The organism is Achromobacter mucicolens, from assembly GCF_902859725.1.
GTDB classification, from domain to species: Bacteria; Pseudomonadota; Gammaproteobacteria; order Burkholderiales; family Burkholderiaceae_B; genus Achromobacter; species Achromobacter mucicolens.
The window spans coordinates 1-25,545 of the sequence record NZ_CADIJP010000031.1 but is presented as its reverse complement, the minus strand read 5'-3'; the positions used below and the strand labels follow the sequence as shown (position 1 = coordinate 25,545).

The following is a 25,545-nucleotide window of genomic DNA, read 5'->3' as shown; positions in this document are numbered from 1 at the left end:
GAGACTGGACATGGCCAAGCAAAACGAAGCGGCGGTGCGCAAAGTCGTCACCGCCTCGCTGATCGGCGCCACCATCGAGTGGTACGACTTTTTCCTGTATGGCGTCGTCGCCGGCATCGTATTCAACAAGCTGTACTTTCCCACCGGCGATCCGCTGGTCTCGACCATGCTCGCCTACACGACGTTCGCCGTCGGCTTCGTGACCCGGCCGCTGGGCGGGCTGATCTTCGGTCACTTCGGCGATCGCATCGGCCGAAAGAGCATGCTGGTGATGACGCTGATGATCATGGGCATCGCCACCTTCCTGATCGGCCTGGTGCCCACGTACGAGATGATCGGCATCTGGGCGCCCATCCTGCTGCTGCTCTTGCGTGTGTTCCAGGGCATCGGGCTGGGCGGCGAATGGGGCGGCGCGGTGCTCATGGCCTATGAATATGCCCCGCCCGACAAGAAAGGCTTCTACGCGTCGCTGCCGCAGATCGGGCTGGCCATCGGGCTGTGCCTGGCCTCGGGCACGGTGGCGCTGCTGTCCGTGCTGCTGACCGACGAGCAGTTCATGGCGTGGGGCTGGCGCGTCGCCTTCCTGGCGTCCGCCGCGATGGTGGCCGTGGGCATGTACATCCGGCTCAACATCAAGGAGACGCCGGAGTTCACGGCGGTCAAGGCGCAAAACGCCGAAAGCCGCATCCCGTTCATGGACATGATGCGCCGCTATCCAGGCAACGTCGTCAAGGGGATGGGCGCGCGCTACATCGACGGTGTGTTCTTTAACGTCTTTGGCGTGTTCTCGATCTCGTTCCTGACGCAATCGGTGCAGATCACCCGGACCGAGGCGCTGATCGGGGTGATGGCGGCTGCGCTGGTGATGTGCTTCTTCATCCCGTTCTTCGGCCGGCTGTCCGACCGCATCGGCCGTACCCGCGTGTACTTCTGGGGTTCGCTCATCACCGCCGCGGCGTCGTTCCCCGGCTTCTGGATGATGATCAACAGCGGCGGCAACGTGATGCTGATCTGGCTGGCCATCATCATTCCGTTCGGGATCCTGTACGCCGCCGTGTACGGTCCGGAGGCCGCGCTGTTCTGCGAACTTTTCGATGCCAAGGTGCGCTACACCGGCATCTCGTTCGTCTACCAGTTCTCGGGCATCTTCGCGTCCGGCATCACGCCGATCATCGCCACCGCATTGCTCAAGACGGGCGGCGGGCAGCCGTGGCTGATCTGCCTGTACGTGATGTTTGCGGGCGTGGTGTCGGCCTTCTGCGCGTGGCTGATCGGGCGCGGCAGGCAGCCTGCGGAAGTGGACGACGCAAGCCAGCCGTCCATGCCGCGGGCTGGGCTGCGCAAGGCGTAGGCGGCAGGCGGGCCGTGCGCAGCGGATCCGCACGGGTCACAACCGAGGGTCCGTCCGGCGCCCCCCTGCGCCGTTCAGTCCAGTGCCGCCTGAGGCGGCTGCTGGGCCGGCCACCCGCCGCCCAGCGCCTTGAACAAGGTCGCCAGCGCCACCTGGCGCTGCGCGCTGACGTCGATGTAGGCGATCTGGTCCGTGTAAGCGCTGCGCTGCGCATCCAGATAGCGTAGATGGCTGTCCACGCCGCCGCGGTAGCGCGCCTCGGACAGCTGCAGGGCCACCTGGCTGGACTGCGCCAGCGCAAGCCGGGACGCCTCTTCACGCCGCAGTGTCTCGGTGGCCACCAGCGCGTCCGACACCTCGCGGAACGCCGTCTGGATCGTGCGTTCGTACTGGGCCACGGCGATGTCCTTGCGCACGGTGGCCAGATCCAGATTGGCCATGTTGCGCCCCCCGGCAAAGATCGGCAGCGTGATCTGCGGGGTGAATGACCAGGCGCGCTGGCCGGATTTGAACAGGCCCGACAGGTCCGCGCTGGAACTGCCGAACAGGCCGGTCAGCGAAATGCTGGGAAAGAACGCGGCCCGCGCCGCGCCGATGCTGGCGTTGCGCGCCTGCAGCGCGTGTTCGGCGGCCAGGATGTCCGGCCGGTTTTCCAGCAGCGCGGATGGCGCGCCCGCCGCGATCTCCTGCACCAGCATCGGGGCATCGGCCGTGCGCGCCGGCAGATACGGCGACAGGTCGCTGATGCCCACCAGCAGACCGAGCGCGTTGCCGGCCTGGCGGACCTCGCGATCCGTGCGCTCGAGTTCGGCGCGTGACTGCTCGGTCAGGCCCAGCGCTTCCTGATAGTCGAGCGCGGTGGCCGCGCCCGCCTGCCTGCGCTTGGCGGTCAGCTCCAGCGACGCCTCGCGGCTGGCCAACGTCTGGCGCGTCACATCCAGACGCCGCTGCGCGCTATCGCGCGCCACATACGCCTGGATCACCTCGGCCACCAGGCTGATCTGCGCGCTGCGCGCGGTCGCCTCGGTCGCCAAGTACTCCTGCAAGGCAGCATCCGACAGGCTGCGCACGCGGCCGAACAGGTCCAGTTCGAAGGCGGTCAAGCCCAGGCCGGCCTGATAGCTGCTTTGCACCGACGATGCGCCCGTGCTGCTCAAGTCCGCCGGCACACGCTGGCGCGTGCCCGTGCCCTGCGCGTCGATGCCGGGCAGCCGGTCCGCGCGGGTGATCTGGTACTGCGCCCGGGCCGCCTCGATGTCGAGCAGCGTCTGGCGCAGGTCGCGGTTGTTGGCCAGCGCCAGTTCCACCAGCTTGCGCAAGGCATCGTCGGTGATGAAGGACTGCCAGTTCAGCGTCGCCGCCGCCGACTCGCCGGGGCTGGACGTCGCCAGGCTCCAGTGGTCGCCCACGGGCGATGCCGGACGTTCATAGACGGGCGCGAGCGAACAACCCGCCAGCGCCGCGGTCAGCAGCAATGCGGACAGCCGCAAGGGAAACAAGGTCTGCCTCATGGCGTTACTCCTGCACGGTGCGCGGCGCGGCGTTGGCGGCGGGCGAGGACTTGCCCCGCTTGCGCTGCACCAGCGACAGCACCCACACAAAGAAGATGGGAACGAAGATCACGCCCAGCAGCGTGGCGGTCAGCATGCCGCCGATCACGCCCACGCCCAGCGCGCGCTGGCTGGCCGCGCCCGCGCCGGAGGCCAACGCCAGCGGCACCACGCCCAGGATGAACGCCAGCGACGTCATCACGATGGGACGGAAGCGCAGCTTGGCGGCCTGGATGGCGGCGTCGGCAAGGCTGTGGCCCTGTTCGCGCAGGCTCTTGGCAAACTCCACGATCAGGATGGCGTTCTTGGCCGCCAGGCCGATGATGGTGATGAGGCCGACCTTGAAGTACACGTCGTTCGGCATACCCAGCACCGTCACCGCCAGCACCGACCCCAGCGCGCCGATCGGCACGATCAGCATCACGGACGCCGGAATCGACCAGCTTTCATACAGCGCGACCATCAGCAGGAACACCACCAGGAAGGCCAGCGCGAACAGCATCGGCGCCTGCGAGCCGGCAAACTTCTCCTGATATGACAGGCCGGTCCACTCGTAGCCGATGCCCTCCGGCAAGCCGGCCACGATGCGCTCGATCTCGGCCATGGCCTGGCCGGTGCTGCTGCCGGGCATGGCGTCGCCCGCAATCTTGAACGCCGGATAGCCGTTGTAGCGGGAGATCTGCACAGGGCCGTTCTCCCAGTCCGTCTTCACGAACGCGCTGAGCGGAACCATGCCGCCGGTCTTGTTCGGCACGTTCAGCTTCAGGATGCTCTCGGGCGTCATGCGGTCGCGCACGTCGGCCTGCACCACCACGCGCTGCAGGCGGCCGGCGTTGGCAAAGTCGTTGACGGTGGCCGACCCATACGCCGAAGAAATCGCCGTGCTGATCACGTCAAAGCCCACGCCCAGCGCCTCGGCCTTTTCCCGGTCGATGTCCAGCCGCAGCTGCGGCGCGTCGGCCAGGCCTTCCATCATGGCGTAGGCGATCACGGGCGAACTGTTGGCCTGCGCCAGCAGCTGGTCGCGCGCTTCGGTCAGCGCCGCCCGGCCGACGCCGCCGCGGTCCTGCAGCCGCAGCGCGAAGCCGCCCGAGTTGCCCAATCCGTCGATGGGAGGCGGGTTGACGGCCATGACGGCGCCGTCGTCGATCACCGCGAAACGCGCGTTCACGCTGTCGGCCACGTCGGTCGCCGATTGGCCCTTGCCCCGCTCGGACCAGTCCTTAAGCGTCGGGAACGCGATGCCCGCGTTCTGGCCGGTGCCCGAGAAGCTGAACCCCATGACGGTGAAGGCATCGCCCATGGCGTCCAGCGACAGCAGGTGCTGCTCGACGTCGGCCACCACCTTATCGGTGCGCACATGCGTCGCGCCCGGCGGCAGTTGCACGTCGACGATGACGTAGCCCTGGTCTTCAGGCGGCACGAAGGATTCCGGCACGCGCATGTACAGCACGGCCAGCACGGCCACGATGGCCACGTAGATCACCATGTAGCGGCCGGTGCGGCGCACCAGGCGGGAATTGAGCGCCTCGAAGCGTCCCGTCAGGCGGTTGAATGCGCGGTTGAACCCGCCGAAAAAGCCCTTCTTTTCGTCGTGGTGGCCCTTCGGAATGGGCTTGAGGAACGTGGCGCACAGGGCCGGCGTGAAAGTCAGCGCCAAAAAGCCCGAGAACAGGATCGACACCGCCAGCGACAGCGAAAACTGCTGGTAGATGACGCCCACCGAACCGCTCATGAACGCCAGCGGCAGGAACACGGCGGACAGCACCAGCGTGATGCCGACGATGGCGCCGGACACCTGCTCCATCGCCTTCACGGTGGCCTCGCGCGGCGACAGGCCTTCCTCGGCCATGATGCGCTCGACGTTTTCAACCACCACGATGGCGTCATCCACCAGGATGCCGATGGCCAGCACCATGCCGAACATGGTCATCATGTTCACCGAGAAGCCCAGCACCGACATCACCGCGAATGTGCCCAGCAGGCACACCGGCACCACGATGGTCGGAATCAGCGTGTAGCGGAAGTTCTGCAGGAACAGGTACATCACCAGGAAAACCAGCACCATCGCTTCCAGCAGCGTGTGCACCACCTTGGTGATGGCCACGCTGACGAACTTGGACGTGTCGAAGGGCACCGAGTACGCAATGTCTTCCGGGAACGAGGCCGACAGTTCCTTAAGGCGGGCATTCACGGCCTTGACGGTGTCGATGGCGTTGGCGCCCGGCGCAAGCTGCACCGCCGCGCCGACCGCCTTCTTGCCGTTCAGGCGCGTTTCGAAGTCATAGCTCTGGCGGCCGACTTCCAGGCGCGCCACGTCGGCCAGGCGCACGGACGAACCATCCGGATTGGCGCGCAGGACGATGCGCCCGAATTCCTCGGGGTTGTCCAGCGTGCCCTTGACGGCCAGCGTCGCGGTCAGCTCCTGCTCGGGCGCGCCGGGACGGCTGCCGAAGCTGCCGGCCGGCACCTGCACGTTCTGCGCGGCAATGGCCGCGTTGACGTCCGCCACGGACAGGCCAAGACCCAGCAGCTTTTGCGGGTCGATCCAGACGCGCATCGCGGCTTCGGCGCCGAAGAACTGCACCTTGCCCACGCCATTGACGCGGCGGATCTCGTTGTTGATGTGGCGCGCGGCGTAGTCGGACAGCCCGACCACATCCTTGTGCGCATCGTCGCCCTTGTAGGTCAGGGCGTAGATCATCAGGAAGTTCGAACTGGCCTGCTCAACCTGCAGACCTTGTTGCGTCACAGCGGTGGGCAGGCGCGCTTCGGCCTTCTTGATCCGGTTCTGCACGTCGACCTGCGCCAGGTCGGGATCGGTGCCCGGCTGGAACGTGACGGTGATTTCCGCGCTGCCGCTGGAACTGCTGGACGACTCGTAGTACAGCATGTTCTTCGCGCCGTTCAGCTCTTCCTCGATGACGCTGGTCACGGAATCGACCAGCACCGTCGCGGAGGCGCCCGGATAGGTGGCGGCAATGGTCACCTGCGGCGGCGCGACCACCGGAAACTGCGACACCGGCAGCGACGGAATCGCCAGCAGCCCCGCGAGCGAGATGAAGATGGCCACCACCCAGGCGAAATTGGGGCGGCCAATGAAAAACTTGGACATGGTCTAACCTCGGATTTGCGCGCGATGCATGGGGGCCGCTTATTGCTTGGCGGCAGCCGCGGCATCGCCGGCGGCGGCCACCTTGGGCTCGTTCACGGGCGTCACGCTGACTTTCTGGCCAGGCACGGCGGCGCTGACGCCGCCCACGATCACCCGGTCGCCAGCGGCCAGGCCCTCGGTGATGTGCCAATCGCCGCCGCGCATGGTGCCGGTCTGCACGGCGCGGGTCTCGACAACGTCATCCGCCCCCACCACCAGCACCTGCGGCTTGCCATCGGTGCTGCGGGTGACGGCGCGTTGCGGGACCAGGATCGCATCCGGATCCACGCCCTGATGCGTGCGCACCCGCACGTACATGCCGGGCAACAGCAGCACGTCCGGATTGGCGAATTCACCACGCAGGGCCACCTGACCGGTGCTGCGGTCCACGGCGATGTCCGAGAACAAGAGGCGCCCTTCGCGCTGCTTGTCGGTGCCATCGATCGTGATGGAGATGCGGGCGCCCTCGCCTTCGCCCAGGCTGCCATCCTGCATGGCCGCGCGCATGCGCAGCATGTCGGCGACCGGCTGATTGAAGTCCACATAGACCGGATCGAGCTGCTGGATCGTCGCCATCACGGTGGCTTCGTTCTGGCCCACGAGCGCGCCTTCGGTCACCTGCGCACGCCCGATGCGGCCCGAGATGGGCGCCTTGACCGTGGCGTAGTCCAGGTTCAGTTGCGCGGTCTCGACGTCGGCCTGGGCCGACCGGCGGGCGGCCAGCGCGCTCTTGAGCGTAGTGTTGGCCGTGTCGAAATCCTGCTGGCTGACGGCTTCGATCTTGACCAGCGGCGTGTAGCGCTTGACGACGGCCTGGGCATCGGCCACGGCGGCCTGGGCCTTGGCCAGCTCGCCCTGCGCGCGCGACAAGGCGGCCTTGAACGGCGCGGGGTCGATGCGGAACAGCACGTCGCCCGCCTTGACGTCGGCGCCTTCGACGAAATCGCGGCTCAGCACGATGCCGGCCACGCGGGCGCGGACTTCGGCCACGCGCATGGGCTCGACGCGCCCGGGCAGTTCGCTTGTCAACGTGTAGCGCTGCGGCTGAACGGCGAGCACCTGCACGGGACGCGGCCCAGCCGCCTGCGGCTCACCGCCATCAGAGCCGCCGCAACCGGCCAAGAGGATTGCCGTCGACAACACCGCCAGGGGCAACTGCCATGCTTTATTCCACTTCATTCACTACCCCCGCGCAGCGCGTCTTGAATTCAAAGAGACGCCGATGCTACCTTAAAGACCGATTTGAATCAATATTGATTCATTTGCTGCTTTGTAGCTTGATATTGAGGCCAAACAAGTCCTTACTTGAAAAATTCGCCAAAGTTTGTACAAAGTGAATCGACCGTGATCCAATACCGGCCCAGGGATATCCAAAATGGGGAGGAGGCAATGTCTGAAGAGGCAGGCCACGAGCGGCTGCTTGTCGCATTGGCGCTTGCGATGGTGGACCAGCCGCGCGCCACGCTGCAGGAACTGGCCAAGGCGGTGGGCGTCAGCAAGGCGACCTTGTACCGGTTCTGTAAGACGCGAGACCAACTGGTGCTGCGCCTGATGACGCATTGCGCGCAGGTCATGAAGCAGGCGCTGGCGGACTCGCACCTGGACACCGCCCCGCCCCGCGCGGCGCTGCGCAACCTGATCGAACAGCACCTGGCGCACAAGGAACTGACGGCGTTTCTGATCTACAACTGGAAGCCGGACACCGAGCTTGAACCCGACATCATGAACAGCTGGTCGGGCTACCAGGAAACGCTGGACGCCTTCTTTCTGCGCGGACAGCGCGAAGGCGCCTTCCGCGTGGACATGACCGCCGCCGCGCTGAGCGAACTATTGATCGCGATCATCACCAGCATGGTGGATGCCGAGCGCCGCGGCCGGATTGCCCGCATGGGCATCGCGCAGGTGGCCGAGCAGATGATGCTGCACGGCATCTCGGCCGAGCCGGCCCCAGGCCGCTGAACGGGGCGTCCGGATCATTGCACCCGTGCGCGCACGGGTGCAATGGGCACGATCCCCCTTCCGCGCCCGCTCAGGCCGCCGTCACCGGGCGGCCGTAAAACGGATAGTTCGGATCGTTGTAGCCTTGCGCGGAGGCGTGACCGGGCACCACCCATTCATTCACGACCGTTTCGTCTTCAGGCGTGATCGTCACGTCCAGCGCCGCGTAGTAATCGTCCATTTGCGCCAGCGTGCGCGGACCGGCGATGACGGCGGTGATGACAGGATTGGCCAGCACCCACGCGGTCGCGAAGTGGCCCGGCTGAACCCCGCGCGCGGCGCTATGCTGCACAAGCTTCTGCGCGATCTGCAGCGATTCTTCGCGGAATTCCGTGGCCAGGATGCGGCGGTCGCCGCGTCCGGCGCGCGTATCCGGCGCCGGCGCCTGGCCCGGCAGGTACTTGCCGGTCAGCACGCCGCGCGCGATCGGGCTGTATGGCACGACGCCCAGGCCGTAATGCTTGCACGCCGGCAGGATCTCGACCTCTGGGCCGCGGTTCAGCATGTTGTAGTACGGCTGGCACACCACCGGTTGCGGCACGCCCAGCTTTTCGCACAGGCGCATCACCTCGGCGATGCGCCATCCGCGGAAATTCGACAGGCCGAAGCTGCGCAGCTTGCCCGCGCGGATCAGGTCGCCCAGCGCCCACAACGCCTCTTCCAGGTTTTCTTCGTGGTAGTCGCGGTGCAGGTACAGGATGTCCATGAAATCCGTATCCATGCGCGACAGGCTCTGCTCCACCCCGCGGATCAGCCACTGGCGAGAGTAATGCGCCAGGTTCGGTCCCTTGCCGACCGGATTGCCGATCTTGCTGGCCAGCACCCAGTCGTGGCGCTGGCCCTTGAGCAGCTTGCCCACCACTTCTTCCGACCGGCCCTCGTTGTAGACGTCCGCGGTGTCGATGAAATTGACGCCATGATCGCGCGCCGACGCAACGATGCGCGCGGCCTCGTCATCGGGCGTCTGCTCTCCGAACATCATGGTGCCCAGGCAGAGCGGCGATACCCGGAGATTGCTGGTTCCCAGTCGGCGGTAATTCATGGCGTGGTTCCTTGATCGGATGAAAAGATGCGGCGTGGCCGCGCGGCAACGCTCGGCCGAACGCGATATCTTGCCCGAAAAAACCTGGCATGCCGCAAAACCGCGGCTGGGATGAGGGTGTCAGGCACCCCGGCGGCGCCGTGCCAGCATGACGGTCAGCTCGCAGAGGCCGGTGTCTGACACCCAGGCCGCACCGTCCCGAACATACAACGGCCTGCACGGGTGTCAGACACCGGCCTCGTTTCGCAGATGTCAGTCGCCCGCATCCACCGCCGCCAATATCTTCCCGAACAGCGCGTCGGCATGGGCCGAATTCAGCCAGCGCACGATCACGACCATCTTGCGCTCTGGCTCCACCCATGTGAACGAGCTACCCGCGCCCACCCCGAAGAAGCTGGACGACGGCACGCTGGGAAAGACCTTGCCTTCGTGGTTCAGCCAGATCAAATACCCGTAGTACGGCGCGATGTCGCAGGGGGTGCGCATGGCCTGCAGCCATTCGCGCGACAGGATCTGGCGGCCGTTCGCCTGACCGTCGTTCAACAGCATCTGGCCGATCAGCGCCTGATCGTTGGCGCTGATGGACATGCCGCCGCCCCAGTGCGAACCGCCCGGCACCGACGGCATGCGCTGGCCGTCGATCTCGACCCAGGCGTTGTCGTAGCCGACCCACTGCCAGTTCTCGCTGCAGCCGATGGGCCGCGTGACGGCCTCGCGGAACACCTCCGGCAGCGGTTTGCGGAACAGATGCAGCAGCGCATAAGACAACTGATTGATGCGCACGTCGTTGTATTCCCAATACGTGCCGGGTTCCTGCAACGGACGCGCATCGCCCTTCTTGCCGTCCGGCGGCACGCCGAAGGTGACGGCGCGGTAGCGGTCCGCCTGATCCGACACGCCAAAGCGTTCGCCTTCCCATTCGCTGGTCTGCTGCAACAGGTGGCGCCAGGTGATGGACGCGTTGCGGCCTTCGTCAAAGCCGATGCCCGGCACGCGCTTGCCCACGGGCTCGTCCACATCCGGCAGCAGGCCGCGGTCATGCGCAACGCCCGCCAAAATGGCCAAGTACAGCTTGGCGACGCTGAACGTCAGGTCGGCCCGGTCAGGCTCGCCCCACGAGGCCACTGTCTTGCCGTCCACCACCACCACGCCGGACACCGGCCCGCGATCGTGGATGGGACCCAGCAGACGGTTCCACGGCGGCGGGTCGTTCAGGTGCACGCCAAAATTGCCTTTGACGCTGCGATCCCAGGTCGATTCGTGATCGTTGGCGAACTGGATCGCCTGCTGCATGAGCGTATTCATCGGTTCCCTCGTTGTTGTGTGTTTATCCCGCCACGCGTTCGGGCGCGCGGGTCAGATATTCCATGGCCGCCTGCAATCCGCCGGAGCGGTGCGGGACGCCGGCCGCGGCCAGCCCCATCTCCACGCCCGCCAGCGTGCCGCATAGCGTCAGATCATTGAAATGGCCCAGATGGCCGATGCGGAAGATACGGTCGGAAAGCTTGCCCAGCCCCTGCCCCAGCGACATATCGAAGCGGTCCAGAATGACCTTGCGCAGCGCGTCGGCGCTGTGGCCGTCGGGCATCAGCACCGCGGTCAACGCCGGGCTGTGCGCGGCCGGGTCCAGGCTCAGCAGCTCCAACCCCCAACCGGCCACCGCCAGCCGCGTGGCGCGGGCATGGCGTTCATGGCGCGCGAACACCTGCGGCAGGCCTTCGGCCGCCAGCATGGCCAGCGCTTCATGAAGGCCATACAGCAGATTGGTCGACGGGGTGTACGGGAAATAGCCCTTTGCATTGGGCCCCAGCATTTCGCGCCAATCCCAATAGGAACGCGGCAGGCGCGCGGTCTCGGCCGCAGCCAGCGCGCGCGGACCCACCGCGTTGAACGACAGGCCCGGCGGCAGCATCAGTCCCTTCTGCGATCCGGCCACCGTGACGTCCACGCCCCATCCGTCGTGGCGGTAGTCGATGGAGCCCAGCGAGGAAATCGTGTCGACCATCAGCAGCGCCGGGTGCCCGGCCTGATCGATGGCGGCGCGCACCGCGGCGATGTCGCTGGTGACGCCGGTTGAGGTCTCGTTGTGCACCACGCACACCGCCTTGATGCGGTGCTGGGCATCGTCGGCCAGCCGCGCGCCGATCACGCCGGCATCGACGGGGCGACGCCAGTCGCCTTCGATGCAATCAACATCCAGCCCCAACCGCCCGGCAAGCTTGCGCCACAGGCTGGCAAAGTGGCCGGTCTCGACCATCAGCACGCGGTCGCCCGGCGACAGCGTGTTGACCAGCGCCGCTTCCCAGGCCCCGGTGCCCGAAGCCGGAAAGATCACGACGGGCGACTCGGTCTGGAAGACCTGCTTGATGCCCGTCAGCAACGCTTTGCCAAGCTCGCCGAATTCCGGTCCCCGATGATCGATGGTGGCCTGGTCGATGGCGCGCAGGACGCGGTCGGGGACGTTGGTCGGTCCGGGAATCTGCAGGAAATGCCGGCCGGACGGGTGGGAGTTCAGCGTGAGCATGCGGGGCCCCAATATGGACGGTTTGTATACCAGTACGGCCTGCGCGCATCCTGATGCGACACGCGCCGGCCTGGCGGACTTGCGGCTTGCGCCACTCTATCCCATTGTTTTTACGTCGATAACCTAGGGTATACACCCATCAAAACCGCAGCAAAGACAGGTTTATAGTCTGCGAAAACAAGGGGAATTTTTGTATACCAATGAGCAGCGATCCTAGCTTCTTGCCGGATCACGCCGGGGCCGTGGCCTCGCCCGATCTTGCGCCCGCCCCGGTGCCCGCGGCCGTTCGCGCCGCCGGCGACGGGCGCACGCTGGCGGCATCGGCGGCCGGATCGCTGCGCGAACGCATCATCCAGGGCGAATTCCCGCCCGGCACCCGCTTGAACGAACGCGCGCTGTGCGACCTGCTGGGCGTGTCGCGCACCCCGCTGCGCGAGGCGTTCCGGCTGCTGGCCGCCGAAGGCCTGGTGCAGATCGAACCGAACCGCGGCGCCCAGGTGGTGGCGCTGTCCGAAGCGAATATCCGCGAAGCCTTCGAAGTGATCGGCGGGCTGGAAGCGATGTCGTGCCGGTTTGCCTGCGAGCGCGCGACCGACGTCGAGATCGCGGAAATCCGCGCGCTGACCTACGAAATGATGGCCAGCCATGCGCGGCATGACCTGCCGACGTACTTTCGCGTCAACCGCGAGATCCACGAACGCATCAGCCTGGCCGCGCACAACAGCCTGCTCAAGCAGCTTTACGACGCGCAGAACGCGCGGATCCAGAACCTGCGCTTCGTCTCGAACGAGAACCGGCAGAAATGGGATCTGGCGATGCGCGAACACATAGAAATGGCGGAGGCCCTTGCCGCGCGCGACGCGGACCGGCTGGCAGCCATCATGCGGCAGCACCTGCAGCGCAAATGCGAGGCGGCGCTCAAGAGCCGGAGCGAGACGATAGATACGCAACACATGTAGTGTCATCAAGAGGAGCCTTCACCATGGCTGATAGTCGCTTCACACCTTGCTGCATCACGCTTTCTCGCTTCACCCCCGCCGCGCCCGCGCTGTCCTTGCGCCGCGTCACGCCATTGAAGGCACTGGCCGCCGCGCTTCTTGCCTGCGCCGCGCTGGCATCCCAACCCGCGCTTGCCGGCAAGAAGGACGACACCTTGCGCATGGCCTACGACCAGGCCCCGGAAAGTGTCGACCCGTACTTCAACAACGTGCGCATCGGCGTCATCATCGCGGCCAACGTGTGGGACACCCTGCTCTACCGCGACCCGGTCACCAACGAGTACAAGGGCCAGCTCGCCAAGAGCTGGAAACAGATCGATGACAAGACCATGGAATTCGAGCTGCGCGAGGGCGTCAAATTCCACAACGGCGAGGAGTTCGACGCCGACTCGGTGGTCTACACGCTGAACTTCGTGGCCGACCCGAAGAACAAGGCGGTCACGCAGCAGAACGTGTCCTGGATCGACAAGGTTGAGAAGATCAACAAGTACAAGGTGCGCCTGACCACCAAGGAGCCCTTCCCCGGCGCCAAGGAATACCTGTCGACCACGGCCGCCATCCACCCCGCCAAGTACTACCAGGAGGTCGGCCCCAAGGGCATGAACGCCAAGCCCGTGGGCTCCGGCCCGTACAAGGTCGTGGACTATCAGCCCGGCAAGTCCATCACGCTGGAACGCAACGCCGACTACTTCAAGGATTCGCCCAAGGCGCAGCCCAAGATCGGCAAGGTGGTCATCCGCTTCATCCCCGACCGCCAGACGCAGATGGCCGAGGTCATCTCCGGCGGCGAAGACCTGATCATGAGCGTGCCCAAGGACCAGGCCGAGCAGCTGGGCGGCATGCCGAACCTGCAGATGGTCACGGGCAACACCATGCGCATCGTGTTCATGCAGATGAACATCCTGGAAGGCACGCCCGCGCCGCAACTGAAGGACGAGCGCGTGCGCCGCGCCATCATCCACGCAATCGACCGCGAGTCGATGCTCAAGAACATCGTGGGCGAAGGCGGCGGCCTCATCAACACCATCTGCACGCCGTCTCAGGTAGGCTGCACGCAGGAAGGCGCCCCGACCTACAAGTACGACCCCGCGCAGGCCAAGAAGCTGCTGGCCGAGGCGGGCTATCCCAACGGCTTTGACATCGACATCGTCGCGTATCGCGAACGCAACCAGACCGAAGCCATCATCAACTACCTGCAGGCCGTCGGCATCCGCGCCAAGCTGAACTTCCTGCAGTACGCCGCGATGCGCGACATGATCCGCGCCAACAAGGCTTCGCTCACGCACCAGACGTGGGGCTCGAACCTGGTGAACGACGTGTCGGCTTCCACGCCGGTGTACTTCGCCTTCGGCAGCGACGACATCACGCGCGACCCGAAGGTGCGCGACCTCTTGAAAAAGGGCGATACCACCATCGATAGCGAAGCGCGCAAAGCGGCCTACAAGGAGGCGCTGGACATCATCGCGGAAAAGGCCTATGCGGTGCCGCTCTGGACGCTGCCCGCCTACTACGTCGCCACCAAGGACGTGAACTTCAAGCCCTACTCGGACGAGCTGGTGCGCTTCTGGGACATGAGCTGGAAGTAAGGCGCGCCCCGCGCCGGGCCGGCCCCGCGGCCCGCCCGGCGCTGCTGAACAGAGAGGAAGTCCTATGCTTTATTTCACGCTGAGGCGCCTGGGCCTGGCGGCGCTGGTGGCGCTGACCGTGTCCATTCTGGCGTTCCTGCTGCTGCACCTGTCGGGCGACCCGGCGCTGGCGCTGGCCGGCGAAGGCGCGCGCCAGGCGGACATCGACATGATCCGCAAGACCTACGGGCTGGACCGCCCGATCATCGTCCAGTACGCCGACTGGCTCTGGCACATCCTGCAGGGCGACTTCGGCACCTCGGTGTACTTCAAGACCGAAGCCGGGCCGCTCATCCTGTCCAAGCTGGCGACCACGCTCAAGCTGGGCATGGCCGCGCTGGCCTTCGCGCTGTTCATCTCGATTCCGCTGGGCGTGCTGGCCGCCTTGTACAAGGGCAGCCTGATCGACCGCGTCTGTCTGGCGATTGCCGTGCTGGGACAGGCGCTGCCGAACTTCTTCTTCGCGCTGATCCTGATCATGCTGTTTTCGATATCCCTGCGCATCCTGCCGGTGTCGGGCAGCGGCACGTGGCAGCACTTCGTCATGCCCGCGATCGCGCTGGGGTATTACGTGGCGCCCGCGTTCATGCGGCTGATTCGCGCCGGCATGATCGAGGTGCTGGGCGCCGATTACATCCGCACCGCGCGCGCCAAGGGGCTGCCGGCCGGCAAGGTGATCTTCAAGCACGCGCTGCGCAACGCGATCGTGCCGGTGGTGGCGCTGGCCGCCGTGCAGCTGGGCTACCTGCTGGGCGGCTCGGTGGTCATCGAGACCATCTTCGCGCTGGACGGGCTGGGTTACCTGGCCTACCAAAGCATCACTTACAAGGACTATCCGGTCATGCAGCTGATCGTGCTGCTGCTGTCGGTGCTGTATGTGCTGCTGACGCTTGCCGCCGACGTGGCCAACGCGTGGCTCGATCCACGCATCCGGGTGTCCTGACATGAATACGCCTACGATCACCCCCGCCACGTCCGCGGCGCCTCCGCTGGAGCTGTCCGCGGCCACGCTGCGCTGGCGCCGACTGCGGCGCAACAAGGCGCTTTTGGCCGGCGGCGGCATTCTGCTCGTCATCGTGCTGATCGCGCTGCTGGCCCCGTGGATCTCGCCGCACGATCCCTATTTCCAGGATCTGGCCTACCGTACCGCGCCGCCCGTCTGGTACGAGAAAGGCACCTGGCTGCACCCGCTGGGCACCGACCAGCTGGGACGCGACTACATGTCGCGCCTGTTCTACGGGGCGCGCATTTCGCTCCTGATCGGCATCAGCGTCGCGCTCATCTCCGGCCTCATCGGCACGGCGATGGGCATGGCGGCCGGCTACTTCGGCGGCAAGGTCGACATGGCCGTGTCGTTTCTCATCACCACGCGGCTCTCCATGCCGGTCATCCTGGTCGCGCTGGCCACCGTGGCCATCGTCGGCGGCTCGCTGTGGGTGGTGATCCTGGTGCTGGGTTTGCTCAAGTGGGACCGCTACGCGGTCGTGATGCGCAGCGCCACGCAGCAGGTGCGCTCGCTGGAATACGTAGCCGCGGCGCAGGCGGCCGGCGCCAGCACCTGGCGCATCGTCTGGGGCGAGGTCCTGCCCAACGTCGTGCCGCAACTGATCGTGATCGCCACGCTGGAAGCCGCCAGCGCGATCCTGCTGGAAGCCTCGCTGTCGTTCCTGGGCCTGGGTGTGCAACCGCCGCTGCCGTCGTGGGGATTGATGATCTCCGAGGCCAAGGCCTACATGTTCTTCTCGTTCTGGCTGATCGCCATTCCCGGATCGGCGCTGGCGCTGCTGATCTTCGCGATCAACCTGGCCGGCGACGGACTGCATCAACTCCTGACGCCTGAAGAGAGGGCCTGAGCATGAATGGCACCGATATCGTCCTGGACGTGCAGGGCCTGACCGTCGACATCGCCACGCCACGCGGCCCGCTGCACGCGGTGCGCGACGTGTCCTTCCAGGTCCGGCGCGGTGAAACGCTGTGCCTGGTCGGGGAATCGGGCTGCGGCAAGTCGATGACCTCGCTGGCCATCATGGGTCTTTTACCCAAGGCCGCCCGGCGCAGCACGCGCCGGCTGGCCGTGCTGGGCGAGGACCTGTCCAAGGCGCGCGGCCGGCGCGTCAATGCGCTGCGCGGCAGCAAGATGGCGATGATCTTTCAAGAGCCCATGACGGCGCTCAACCCCGCCTACGCCATCGGCGAACAGCTCACCGAACACTACATCCACCACTGCAAGGCGAGCAGCCAGCAGGCGCGCGACCGCGCCGTGGAGTTGCTGGAGAAGGTCGGCATCGCGTCAGCCGGCCAGCGTCTGAGCCAATATCCGCACCAGTTGTCCGGCGGGCTGCGCCAACGGGTGATGATCGCGATGGCGCTCATGTGCGGTCCCGAACTGCTGATTGCCGACGAACCCAGCACCGCGCTGGACGTCACGATTCAGGCGCAGATCCTGCGGTTGCTGGCGGACCTGCAGGCCGAACTGGGCATTGCCATGGTGCTGATCACGCACGACCTGGGCGTGGTGGCGCGCATCGCCCGGCAAGTGGCAGTGATGTACGCCGGCCAGATCGTGGAAGAAGGCCCCGTGGCCGACATTTTCGCGACCCCGCACCATCCCTACACGCAAGGGTTGCTTGGCTGTATCCCCGTGCCCGGCCGCACGGCCCCGGGCGAGGCGCTGGGCACCATCCCGGGCGTCGTGCCGTCGCTGGTGGGCGAGCTGCGCGGCTGCGCCTTCGCCGATCGCTGCCGTTATGCGCAACCGCAATGCCGGCAGGCCGTTCCCATCCATGGCCAGGCCGCTGGCCAGCAATGGCGCTGCATTCTCAGCGCCGAAGGAGTCCCCGCATGAGCGCGCTGCTGCAAGCCGATGCCGTCAGCCGCCAATTCACGGTGCGCGCCGGCATGTTCCGCCCGCGGGCCACGCTGCACGCGGTCAATGGCGTGGACCTGGCCGTCGACCGGGGCGCGGTGCTGGGCATCGTTGGCGAGTCGGGCTGCGGCAAGTCCACGCTGGCGCGCATGCTGCTGGGCCTGACGCCGCCAACCGAGGGCAGCATCCGCCTTGAAGGCCAGGACATCCGCAAGATGGACCGGCGCGCCCTCGCCCGCCGCGTGCAACCCATCTTCCAGGATCCGTATTCGTCCTTGAACCCGCGCCGCTCCATCGCGTCCATCGTGTCGCTGCCGCTGGAGGTGCACGGCATCCCCAACCCGAAGATGCACAAGGCCATCGACATGCTGGAACGCGTCGGCCTGCCGCCACGGCTGGCCCACAACACGCCCGGGCAGCTGTCCGGCGGCCAGCGCCAGCGCGTGGCCATCGCGCGCGCGCTGGTGATGCAGCCCGAGATCGTGATCTGCGATGAGCCGACCTCCGCGCTGGACGTGTCGGTGCAGGCGCAGATCATGAACCTGCTGATGGACCTGCGGCGCGACTTCAACCTGACCTACGTCTTCATCAGCCACAACCTGGCGGTGGTCGAACACATCGCCACCCACGTGGCCGTGATGTACCTGGGCCGCGTGGTCGAATCGGCGCCCACCGCCCGCCTCTTTCACGACCCGCGCCATCCCTACACGCAGGCGCTGCTGGCGTCGGTGCTCACCCCCGAGCCGGGGCTGGGCATCCCCGACATGGGCCTGGGCCTGTCGTTTCCCGACCCGCTGCATCCGCCGTCCGGTTGCCCCTTCCATCCGCGTTGTCAGCACGCCATGCCGCAATGCAAGACCGAACGGCCCGCGCTGACGCTGCGCGATGGGGCGCTCGTCGCCTGCCACCTCTACCCGATCCATCCTTCGACTTCCACTGGAGCTACCCAGCCATGACCCGCGCACAAGCCATCGCCCAGGCCGAGCAGTGCTTTGATTCCGGCGCCTTCCGCACGCTTCTGGCGCGCCGGCTGGCGCTGCCCACGGAGAGCCAGAACCCGGATCGCGCCGCCGTGCTGGCGGACTACCTGGAATCGGAAATCCGGCCGGCGTTCGAAGCGTTGGGCTTTACCTGCCGCACCCTGACGCATCCGAAGGCCCTGGCCCCTTTCCTGTACGCCGAGCGCATCGAGGACCCAGACCTGCCCACCGTGCTGGGCTACGGCCACGGCGACGTGATCCGCGGATTGGAACGGGAATGGAAGGAGGGCCTGTCGCCCTGGGCGCTGACCGAGGCCGAAGGCCGCTGGTACGGCCGCGGCATCGCCGACAACAAGGGTCAGCACAGCATCAATATGGAGGCGCTGCGGCTGGTCCTGCAAACGCGCGGCAAGCTGGGCTTCAACGCCAAATACCTGATCGAGATGGGCGAGGAAACGGGTTCGATGGGCCTGCGCGAACTGTGCACCGAGCATCGCGACCTCATGGCGGCCGACCTGCTGATCGCCTCCGACGGCCCGCGCCTGAGCGCCAACCGCCCCACCATCTTCCTCGGTGCGCGCGGCAGCCTGAACTTCGACCTCACCATCGAGGCGCGCGCCGGCGGCCATCATTCCGGCAACTGGGGCGGACTGATCTCCAACCCCGGGCTGCAACTGGCGCATGCGATCGCCAGCATCGCCACGCCCAACGGCCAGATCCGCATTCCGGAATGGGTGCCCAAGGAACTGCCGCCGGCCGTGCGCCGCGCGCTGGCCGACTGCGAAGTCGACGGCGGCGCGGACGGGCCTGAGATCGAACCGGACTGGGGCGAGCCCGGCCTGTCGCCCGCCGAACGCGTCTTCGGCTGGTGTTCGTTCGAGGTGTTGGCCTACAAGACCGGCAACCCGGACACGCCCGTCAACGCCATCCCGCCGCGCGCGTGGGCGCGCTGCCAGCTGCGTTTCGTGGTTGGCGTGGACCCGGACGACCTCATCCCGGCCCTGCGCCGTCATCTGGACAGCCACGGCTTTTCGATGGTTCAAATTTCCCTGACCCGCGAAACCATGTTCCGCGCGACCCGCATCGACCCGGATGACGCCTGGGTGCGCTGGGCGGTTGCGTCGCTGGAACGCACCTCCGGCCAGAAGACCGCACTGCTGCCCAACCTGGGCGGCTCGCTGCCCAACGACATCTTCACCGACGTGCTGGGCCTGAAGACGATCTGGGTGCCCCACTCGTACCCCGGCTGCTCGCAGCACGCACCGAACGAACACCTGCCGCCCGAACTGCTGCGGCAGGGGCTCAGCCTGATGACGGGGCTGTACTGGGACCTGGGCGCGGGCGACACGCCCGAGATCAGAAATCCCAGATAACCGGCACCCAGGGCCACTTCCTTGCGATCCTCGAAGACCTGGATCTGGTCGCGGTACGTTTCACAGAAGCTGGTCGCGGTCGAGCGCAACACGGCGGGCACCGGCTTGGGCATGACCGTCTGCGTAAAGTCCGGTGACGTCCAGAACGCCACTTCGGTTGCGTTGACATGGATGCGCACCAATGCGGATGGCGCATTGGCCCGCCGCGCAAACCTGCTCAATTCAACTCGGCGCCAATCTCCGAGTCCCGATACGCCACGGAGGTCATCGCCGTCAGCACAAAGATCACGCCAACGCACCCCACCGCGGCCAGCACACCCTGCAGGGCCTGAACGCCCACGTAGTCGTACAGCATCGGACGCAAGTCGTTGCTGGCGTGCGCGCCCAGGACCAGCAACGTGAGGAATGCCAGCATCAATGGCCACCGCGGATAGCGCATCGCGCCACGCATCGCGCCAAACCCATACGTGCCCGTGACCGCAGCGCACGGCAGGCTCAGCCCGTACACGGCCAATCCGTACAGCACGGGCAGCCACACCAATGCCAGCAATGCCATCAGCATGCCGTAGAACAATTCATCGTTGCCGCCGCCGATCAGCATGTAGAGGACATACGGAAGATCGCCCGTGGCGCGCGCGATCGCCATGCCGCAAATGGACAGTCCGCCCAGCAACACGAAGTGCCGGGCTTCTGAGCTGCCGCCCCGCGCAGCCGCGGTGTGCGCGGTCTCGCCCAGCAATACCACCCGATGCCAGGCGTACGTCGTGCGCGCGAAGGCGATCAGGCAGACGAGCGCCGCCGCAAGGATCATCCAATCCTGAAGCCGATACAAGGAAGACACGATCAGCGCGAACGGCAGCGTCAGCACGAACACCACCAACGACCAGGGGGCCGCGGCCAGCATCGTGCGGCCCTGTTTCCGGATGACGCCGACGGTCGCCGCGACGAGGCGGCCTGCTCCGAGTTTTCTGGACACGAGACTCCCTTGCTCTGACATGGTGGGTCTCGTTTATACCGCACGCGGCGTGGTCAAACCGGGACAGGCGGCGCCTATCTCGGTTACCCTCGCGGACCATTCCTTTACGCCCTATCTTCATGAAGACGATTCCCTTTGCATTCGCCGCTGTCGCGGCCGCCCTGCTGCCCACGCTGGCCAGCGCCGCCTACACGCCGAGCGACATCGAACGCGCCGTACTGGAGTATGGCATTCGCGAAGAGCACGATGCGCTGCTCGCCGCCGATTGGCGTCTGCTGGGGCGGATGATGAACGTGACGAGTGTGGACGCCGCCCAAGTCTCGGACCTGTATACCAACGGTCCGACGGCCAAGCTGCCGGCCGTGATCGACGATTCCTTCGTGCTGAAGGCAACGATCGACGCCGCGGCGGTGAAAGCCGGCGTCGTCACGTTCACTGGCACACGCGGGGCCAAGGTCCGCGCCGCGCTGCCCGCTGGTGCCAAGCCCGCCGACGCCCTGCTTTTGAACTGCCGCAAGCTGGCCTGGGCCGATGGCGTCGTCACGTTCTCGCAATGCCAGGAATGGGCGCCCATCGCCGAGAAGACCGTCGCCACGTTTCGCGCCGACATCGCTGGATTCCTGCAAGGCAAGCCGGTCGAGAAATATGTGGAGAAATTCGTCGTCGACTATTTCGTCGTGGCGGGCGACATGCCGGACAAGGCCGGGTGCCCCGACGACCGCAAGGCCTGCGACCAGGCGATCCGAAAGACCGACATGACGAGCGCCGGCTACCAGGCCGTCACCGAGCGCTTGCAGGCCGCGGGCGTGCAGGTCGGGCGCTAGGCCCGACTGCACGACTGCGGCGCAGGCGCCATTCCTGTCGCCGCTAGCTGCGCGCGGGCTCCGTGCGCGCGGGATCGGCTTCGGCCTCTTCCCGGGCCTCAAGTTCGTTGCCCAGCACCTCTGCCGAATCGGCGTTGGCCGCTTCCGGCTTCAAGCGGCGGCGCGTATGGCCCGCGGCGCGCGCGTCCCCGCCCTCGTCGGGCCGCTCGGCCTGCAGGTGCACGTTGGCGGGCGGCGCAAAGCCGCGCTTGTCCTGCCCGAAGTACACCACCGTGTGCGGGTACGGCAGCTCGATGCCGGCGGCGTCGAAGTGCTTCTTGAGCAGCCGGTTGTAGCCGCGCTGCACTGCCCACTGCATGCCGGGAGTGGTCTTGATGAGGATACGGATGGTCACGCCCTTGTCGTTGACCGCCGTGACACCCGCCACGGTCATTTCTTCCAGGATCTCCGGTCCCAGCACCGAATCCGTCATCAGCTCGGCGAAGGCTGCGCGCAGATGCTCGATCGCGTCGTCCACGCTTTCGCGGTGCGCAATGGTGTATTCACCCAGGTGATACGAGAAGTCACGCATGTGGTTGGCCACCACGTCCACCGACGAGAACGGCACCAGATGGTAGCCGCCGTCCAGCGTGCGGATGCCGACCGAGCGGATGGTCATCTTCTCGACCGTGCCGAAAACGCCTGCCACCTGCACCACGTCGTTCTCGTTCATCCCGTTCTCAAGCTGGATGAAGACCCCGGTGATGATGTCCTGCACCAGCTTTTGCGCGCCAAAGCCGATGGCCAGGCCCACCACGCCAGCGCCCGCGATCAGCGGACCGACGTCGATGCCGATCTGCGAGAGCAGCACCATCAGCGTCATCGTCACGATGACGATCAGCGCGGCGTTGCGGAACAGCGCCAGCAGCGTGCGCTCGCGCGCGCTGGGCATGCCCCGCTCTTCGCTCTGGCTCAGGCGGTGCTCGATGATGCTGGCGATCACCGTCCAGGCCAGCATGGCGATCAGGAGGACGATGACGATGTTCAGCACCACCTTGATCGCGGCGGCGCCGGCGTCCGACGCCAGCCAGCGCGACAGGTCGAAGGCTCGCCACGCATCCAGGATCAGCAGCACGATGATGATGCGGATGATCCAGCCCACCACCTTCAGCGCGGCCGGCACGTAGGCGTTGACGCGCGCTTCCAGCAGCGGCAGCCGCCGGCGCAGGTCGTCCGACAGGCGGATCGGCTTGGACAGCACGGCATTGAGCAGCAGGATCAGCAGGCTGCCCACGCCGATGACCAGCAGCGTCTGCGCCGTGGCGCGGGCCATGAAGGGCAACGCGTCCGTCGGGTCGACCTGGCTGACCACCAGCAAGATGGTGAAGTAGGCGATGCCCAGCACGTGCCAGATGCGCGACAGCAGGCGCAGGCGCGATCCCATGAACGTGGCCGCGCCGGCCGCGCGACGGTCCAGGCGTTCGCGAACGGCCTGCCGGTTCTGCCAGATGACGCGCACCGCGTAGATGTACACCGCCAGCATGATCAGCATCGTCGTCAGCCGACCCAGCGCGGGCGACAGCGCGGCCGCCATCACGGGGCCGACCACCAGCGTGCCGTAACCGGCCACCGCCACGATGCGCACGAGCCACCCGTTCCAGTACTTGGCCAGTTCGTCCGACATCGGCAAGAGGCGCAGATGCGGATGGCGCACGGCGAACACCGTGCGGATCAGCACCTTGACGATCTCCACCGCAACGAACGCCTGCAGGAACAGCGAGGCCAGCCCGTCCAGCGTGCCGCGCCCCGGCGTGGTCCAAAGCGCCGCCGCCCCGCCCGCCATGGCGGCCAGCAGGACGACGGCCGCGTCGATGGCCAGCGCCCCGATGATCGCGCCCGCGCGGCGCGCCAGCACCTTCATGGACGCCGGCTTGCCGCGTGCGGGCGGCAAGCCGCTTTCGCAACCCTGCTCGGCAACCCAATGGTCGATCCGCGTATAGATGCGCATGGCGATCATGCGCAGCAGGATGAAGGCGATGATGGTGGCGATGACGGCCATCGCCAGCGGCAGCAAGGCGCTACGCGCCTCGCCGCTGTCCATGCGCAGGTTCTGGCCCGACGCCAGCGCGCGCAGGTCGTCGACACCCTGCCCCATGTCGGCCGCAATGCCGGTCAGGAAGCGCTGCACGCCGTCGGCCATGCGCTCTTGCAGGCTGGGTTCGGACGGCGTGGCGGGAACTGGCTTGGCGGGCGCCGCGCGCGATGGCGCATTGCCGGCCGGCGCCTGTTTGTCTCCTGCCGCCTGCGAACGAAGCTGGTCGATCAGGGCCTGGCGGGCTTCGGGATTGTCCAGCAGATCCGCCAACGCGGCAGGGGTCAACGTCGAGGGCGTGGCTGCCGGCTCCTGCGCCGACGCAGCCGGCAGCAGCGGGAACGCGGCCACCGCCGGGGCCTGCCACAGTAACGACAAGCAACTGAGCATCGCCGCCAGCAGCCAGGCCGCCAGCCATGGCCTTTCCCGTCTGCGCCGCCAGGAGACGGCGGCATGATGGCGGGTCGGAAGGGAGTGCGATGCTGTCGTTGCGGATCGAACCACTAATAAATCTCCTCTGCGATCAGGGAATGGATGCCAGGGCAAAAAAAAGCGCCGGCGACCGGAGTCGCGGCTTGGTCACTGGCACATGATAAAGCCCATGCGTCTGTCCCCTTTGGCGGCGGCCTTATCGCCGCAAGAAATAAACAAGCGGCGATTAATTCGTTGGTGCGGGCGGACCCATTGATTAGAGTCCAACGCCGTCCTACCCGCGCCGCAATCCGAGCGGTGCGCCCAACCAAGAGTCCGCTTCATGACCTCACGATTCCAAGCCGCACGCCGCAACACCCTGCTCGCCCTTGCCCTGGCCGCCGCCGGCATGGGCGCCGCGCACGCCGATCAACGCGTCATCCGCATCGTCGTGCCCTACGGCACCGGCGCAGTCCAGGACACGATCGCTCGCGCCATCGGCGATGAACTGGGCAAGGCCCTGGACGCCTCGATCGTGATTGAAAACCGCGCCGGCGCCGGCGGCACCGTGGGCACCGCCCAGGTCGCCCGCGCCAAGCCCGACGGCAACACCCTGGTCCTGGCCGCCGCCAGCCACAACATCGCCGGATATCTGTACAAGAACCTCAGCTACGACCCCAACAAGGACTTCACGGGCGTCGCCTACATCGGCAACACCGGCTACATCATCCTTGCGTCCGCGTCGCTCAACGCCAGGAACACGGCCGAATTCATCCAGGCCGTCAAGGCCAAGCCCGGCGCCTACGACTACGCGTCCGCTGGCAACGGCAGCGCCTCGCACCTGGGCATGGCGTCGTTCCTGACCGCCGCCGGCGCGCAGATGCAGCACATCCCCATGAAGTCCACGGGCGACGCCGTGACCGAACTGCTGGCCGGCCGCGTCCAGGCCGTCACCGCCGCCACCATCGGCGTCACCGCCTACCGCAACGACCCGCGCGTCACGTTCCTGGCCTACACCGGCAAAACCCGCTCACGCTTCGCCCCCGACCTGCCCACCGTCGCCGAAAGCGGCCTGCCCGGCTACGCCTTCGACTCCTGGCTCGGCTTGCTGGCCCCGGCCGGCATCTCCGCCGCCGACCGCGACCAGATCAACGCCGCAGTGAACAAGGTGCTGGCCGACCCCAAGGTGCAGGCCCGCCTGGCCTCGCTGGGCGTCGAAGCCGAAGCGAAATCGGCGGCGCAGTTTCAGGAATTGCTGAAGGCGGATTTTGAAGCAGCCGGGAAGGTGGTGGCGGCGTCGGGGGCTCGGGTGGAGTAAAAGCCGCTCACTCGCACGATTGGCATTGCAACCCTGGCCCGCCGCCGGGGTTGTCATACTGGCGCACTTGTGCGCCTGCGCACGCATATCAATCGAACCTTGCCCATGACACTTGGTTTGATAGCAGACTCGAGGCTTCTACAAATCAGACCCTCTCTTTCGCAGTTTCGAACTATTCAAATGTCCAAGGGGTTCTTACCGCCTTAGATTGAACGTCTTTTCGATCAATCAACGAGTGAGTCTCATGGCGGAAGCAGCGACTGACCGGATGCCTGGGGCGTCCAGATCGATGGAACCCCATAACGAGAGCTTCAAAAAGGCGCTGGGCTCCATTCGCCCGAATGAAAAGCGCCTGGGCAAAGCCATCTCTCCACCGCCCTGCGAACGCGGTGTGCCCCTGTATCCGCTGCGCTATGGCATTGCCGATTACGCGTGGGACAGGGAGGTGTTTCCCCGCCTGAACACCGAGGGCTATCCCGCACTC

20 protein-coding genes and 1 pseudogene are annotated in these 25,545 nt (G+C 66.5%); 12 read left to right on the top strand and 9 right to left on the bottom strand.

The features are described from left to right. The first annotated feature begins 10 nt into the window (after window positions 1-10). Complete coding sequence (locus tag HV786_RS26070) at window positions 11-1,351, top strand: MFS transporter (protein ID WP_128829475.1); 1,341 nt, start codon at window positions 11-13, stop codon at window positions 1,349-1,351. Between the two features lie 74 nt (window positions 1,352-1,425). Here the strand turns inward: HV786_RS26070 and HV786_RS26065 are convergent, their stop codons facing one another. From HV786_RS26065 to HV786_RS26055, 3 genes are read right to left on the bottom strand one after another with little or no spacing between them, the layout of a single operon-like run. Further along, window positions 1,426-2,862 carry an efflux transporter outer membrane subunit gene (locus HV786_RS26065; RefSeq protein ID WP_128829476.1) on the bottom strand — a complete coding sequence of 479 codons (1,437 nt, stop codon included), beginning with the start codon at window positions 2,860-2,862 and terminating at the stop codon, window positions 1,426-1,428. Between the two features lie 4 nt (window positions 2,863-2,866). Further along, window positions 2,867-6,016, bottom strand: a complete 3,150-nt coding sequence (locus HV786_RS26060; RefSeq protein ID WP_175212030.1) for an efflux RND transporter permease subunit — start codon at window positions 6,014-6,016, stop codon at window positions 2,867-2,869. A 39-nt stretch (window positions 6,017-6,055) separates the two neighbouring features. Continuing rightward, window positions 6,056-7,234: an efflux RND transporter periplasmic adaptor subunit gene (locus tag HV786_RS26055; protein WP_128827630.1), complete on the bottom strand. Its 1,179-nt coding sequence runs from the start codon at window positions 7,232-7,234 to the stop codon at window positions 6,056-6,058. Between the two features lie 210 nt (window positions 7,235-7,444). Between HV786_RS26055 and HV786_RS26050 the strand changes: the two genes are divergently transcribed. Beyond that, a complete protein-coding gene (locus tag HV786_RS26050) occupies window positions 7,445-8,014 on the top strand; it encodes a TetR/AcrR family transcriptional regulator (protein WP_056317107.1) in 570 nt (189 codons plus the stop codon). 70 nt (window positions 8,015-8,084) lie between these two features. On the opposite strand, the gene HV786_RS26045 is transcribed toward HV786_RS26050, so the two are convergent. The 3 genes from HV786_RS26045 to HV786_RS26035 form a co-directional block, all read right to left on the bottom strand. After that, the gene (locus HV786_RS26045) at window positions 8,085-9,095 is read right to left on the bottom strand and encodes an aldo/keto reductase (RefSeq protein WP_175212029.1); all 1,011 of its coding nucleotides are present in this window, start codon (window positions 9,093-9,095) and stop codon (window positions 8,085-8,087) included. A gap of 252 nt (window positions 9,096-9,347) precedes the next feature. Next, window positions 9,348-10,400, bottom strand: a complete 1,053-nt coding sequence (locus tag HV786_RS26040; RefSeq protein ID WP_062841539.1) for a serine hydrolase domain-containing protein — start codon at window positions 10,398-10,400, stop codon at window positions 9,348-9,350. 22 nt (window positions 10,401-10,422) lie between these two features. Beyond that, window positions 10,423-11,619 carry a pyridoxal-phosphate-dependent aminotransferase family protein gene (locus HV786_RS26035; protein WP_175212028.1) on the bottom strand — a complete coding sequence of 399 codons (1,197 nt, stop codon included), beginning with the start codon at window positions 11,617-11,619 and terminating at the stop codon, window positions 10,423-10,425. 200 nt (window positions 11,620-11,819) lie between these two features. Between HV786_RS26035 and HV786_RS26030 the strand changes: the two genes are divergently transcribed. The 7 genes from HV786_RS26030 to HV786_RS26000 all read left to right on the top strand — a co-directional run bounded on the left by HV786_RS26030 (window position 11,820) and on the right by HV786_RS26000 (window position 19,461). Beyond that, window positions 11,820-12,578 (top strand): GntR family transcriptional regulator, encoded by a 759-nt coding sequence (locus HV786_RS26030; RefSeq protein WP_254599521.1) that lies wholly within the window; start codon window positions 11,820-11,822, stop codon window positions 12,576-12,578. A 23-nt stretch (window positions 12,579-12,601) separates the two neighbouring features. Continuing rightward, the gene (locus HV786_RS26025; RefSeq protein ID WP_252870338.1) at window positions 12,602-14,203 is read left to right on the top strand and encodes an ABC transporter substrate-binding protein; all 1,602 of its coding nucleotides are present in this window, start codon (window positions 12,602-12,604) and stop codon (window positions 14,201-14,203) included. A 64-nt stretch (window positions 14,204-14,267) separates the two neighbouring features. After that, window positions 14,268-15,185: an ABC transporter permease gene (locus HV786_RS26020; RefSeq protein WP_056317093.1), complete on the top strand. Its 918-nt coding sequence runs from the start codon at window positions 14,268-14,270 to the stop codon at window positions 15,183-15,185. 1 nt (window position 15,186) lies between these two features. Beyond that, window positions 15,187-16,095: an ABC transporter permease gene (locus HV786_RS26015; RefSeq protein WP_081101081.1), complete on the top strand. Its 909-nt coding sequence runs from the start codon at window positions 15,187-15,189 to the stop codon at window positions 16,093-16,095. A 2-nt stretch (window positions 16,096-16,097) separates the two neighbouring features. Further along, window positions 16,098-17,087 (top strand): ABC transporter ATP-binding protein, encoded by a 990-nt coding sequence (locus tag HV786_RS26010; RefSeq protein WP_175212027.1) that lies wholly within the window; start codon window positions 16,098-16,100, stop codon window positions 17,085-17,087. After that, window positions 17,084-18,064 (top strand): ABC transporter ATP-binding protein, encoded by a 981-nt coding sequence (locus HV786_RS26005; RefSeq protein WP_128829478.1) that lies wholly within the window; start codon window positions 17,084-17,086, stop codon window positions 18,062-18,064. Before HV786_RS26010 ends, HV786_RS26005 begins: the two co-directional genes overlap by 4 nt. After that, complete coding sequence (locus HV786_RS26000) at window positions 18,061-19,461, top strand: M20 family metallopeptidase (protein WP_128829479.1); 1,401 nt, start codon at window positions 18,061-18,063, stop codon at window positions 19,459-19,461. The genes HV786_RS26005 and HV786_RS26000 overlap by 4 nt, the downstream gene beginning before the upstream one ends. A 5-nt stretch (window positions 19,462-19,466) precedes the next feature. Here the strand turns inward: HV786_RS26000 and HV786_RS27410 are convergent. After that, window positions 19,467-19,640: pseudogene (locus HV786_RS27410) on the bottom strand (MBL fold metallo-hydrolase); the annotation flags it as partial. A 38-nt stretch (window positions 19,641-19,678) separates the two neighbouring features. Further along, window positions 19,679-20,437 (bottom strand): hypothetical protein, encoded by a 759-nt coding sequence (locus HV786_RS25995; protein ID WP_254599520.1) that lies wholly within the window; start codon window positions 20,435-20,437, stop codon window positions 19,679-19,681. 119 nt (window positions 20,438-20,556) lie between these two features. Here HV786_RS25995 and HV786_RS25990 point away from each other — a divergent pair, with 119 nt between their 5' ends. Further along, window positions 20,557-21,261: a hypothetical protein gene (locus HV786_RS25990; RefSeq protein WP_175212026.1), complete on the top strand. Its 705-nt coding sequence runs from the start codon at window positions 20,557-20,559 to the stop codon at window positions 21,259-21,261. A gap of 43 nt (window positions 21,262-21,304) precedes the next feature. Here the strand turns inward: HV786_RS25990 and HV786_RS25985 are convergent, their stop codons facing one another. After that, entirely contained in the window at window positions 21,305-23,722 is a 2,418-nt protein-coding gene (locus tag HV786_RS25985; protein WP_175212025.1) for a mechanosensitive ion channel domain-containing protein, read from the bottom strand. A gap of 364 nt (window positions 23,723-24,086) precedes the next feature. On the opposite strand from HV786_RS25985, the gene HV786_RS25980 reads away from it, so the two are divergent. Continuing rightward, window positions 24,087-25,061 (top strand): tripartite tricarboxylate transporter substrate-binding protein, encoded by a 975-nt coding sequence (locus tag HV786_RS25980; protein ID WP_175212024.1) that lies wholly within the window; start codon window positions 24,087-24,089, stop codon window positions 25,059-25,061. 289 nt (window positions 25,062-25,350) lie between these two features. Next, a partial coding sequence (locus HV786_RS25975; RefSeq protein WP_175212023.1) for a hypothetical protein occupies window positions 25,351-25,545 on the top strand: 195 nt, incomplete at its 3' end.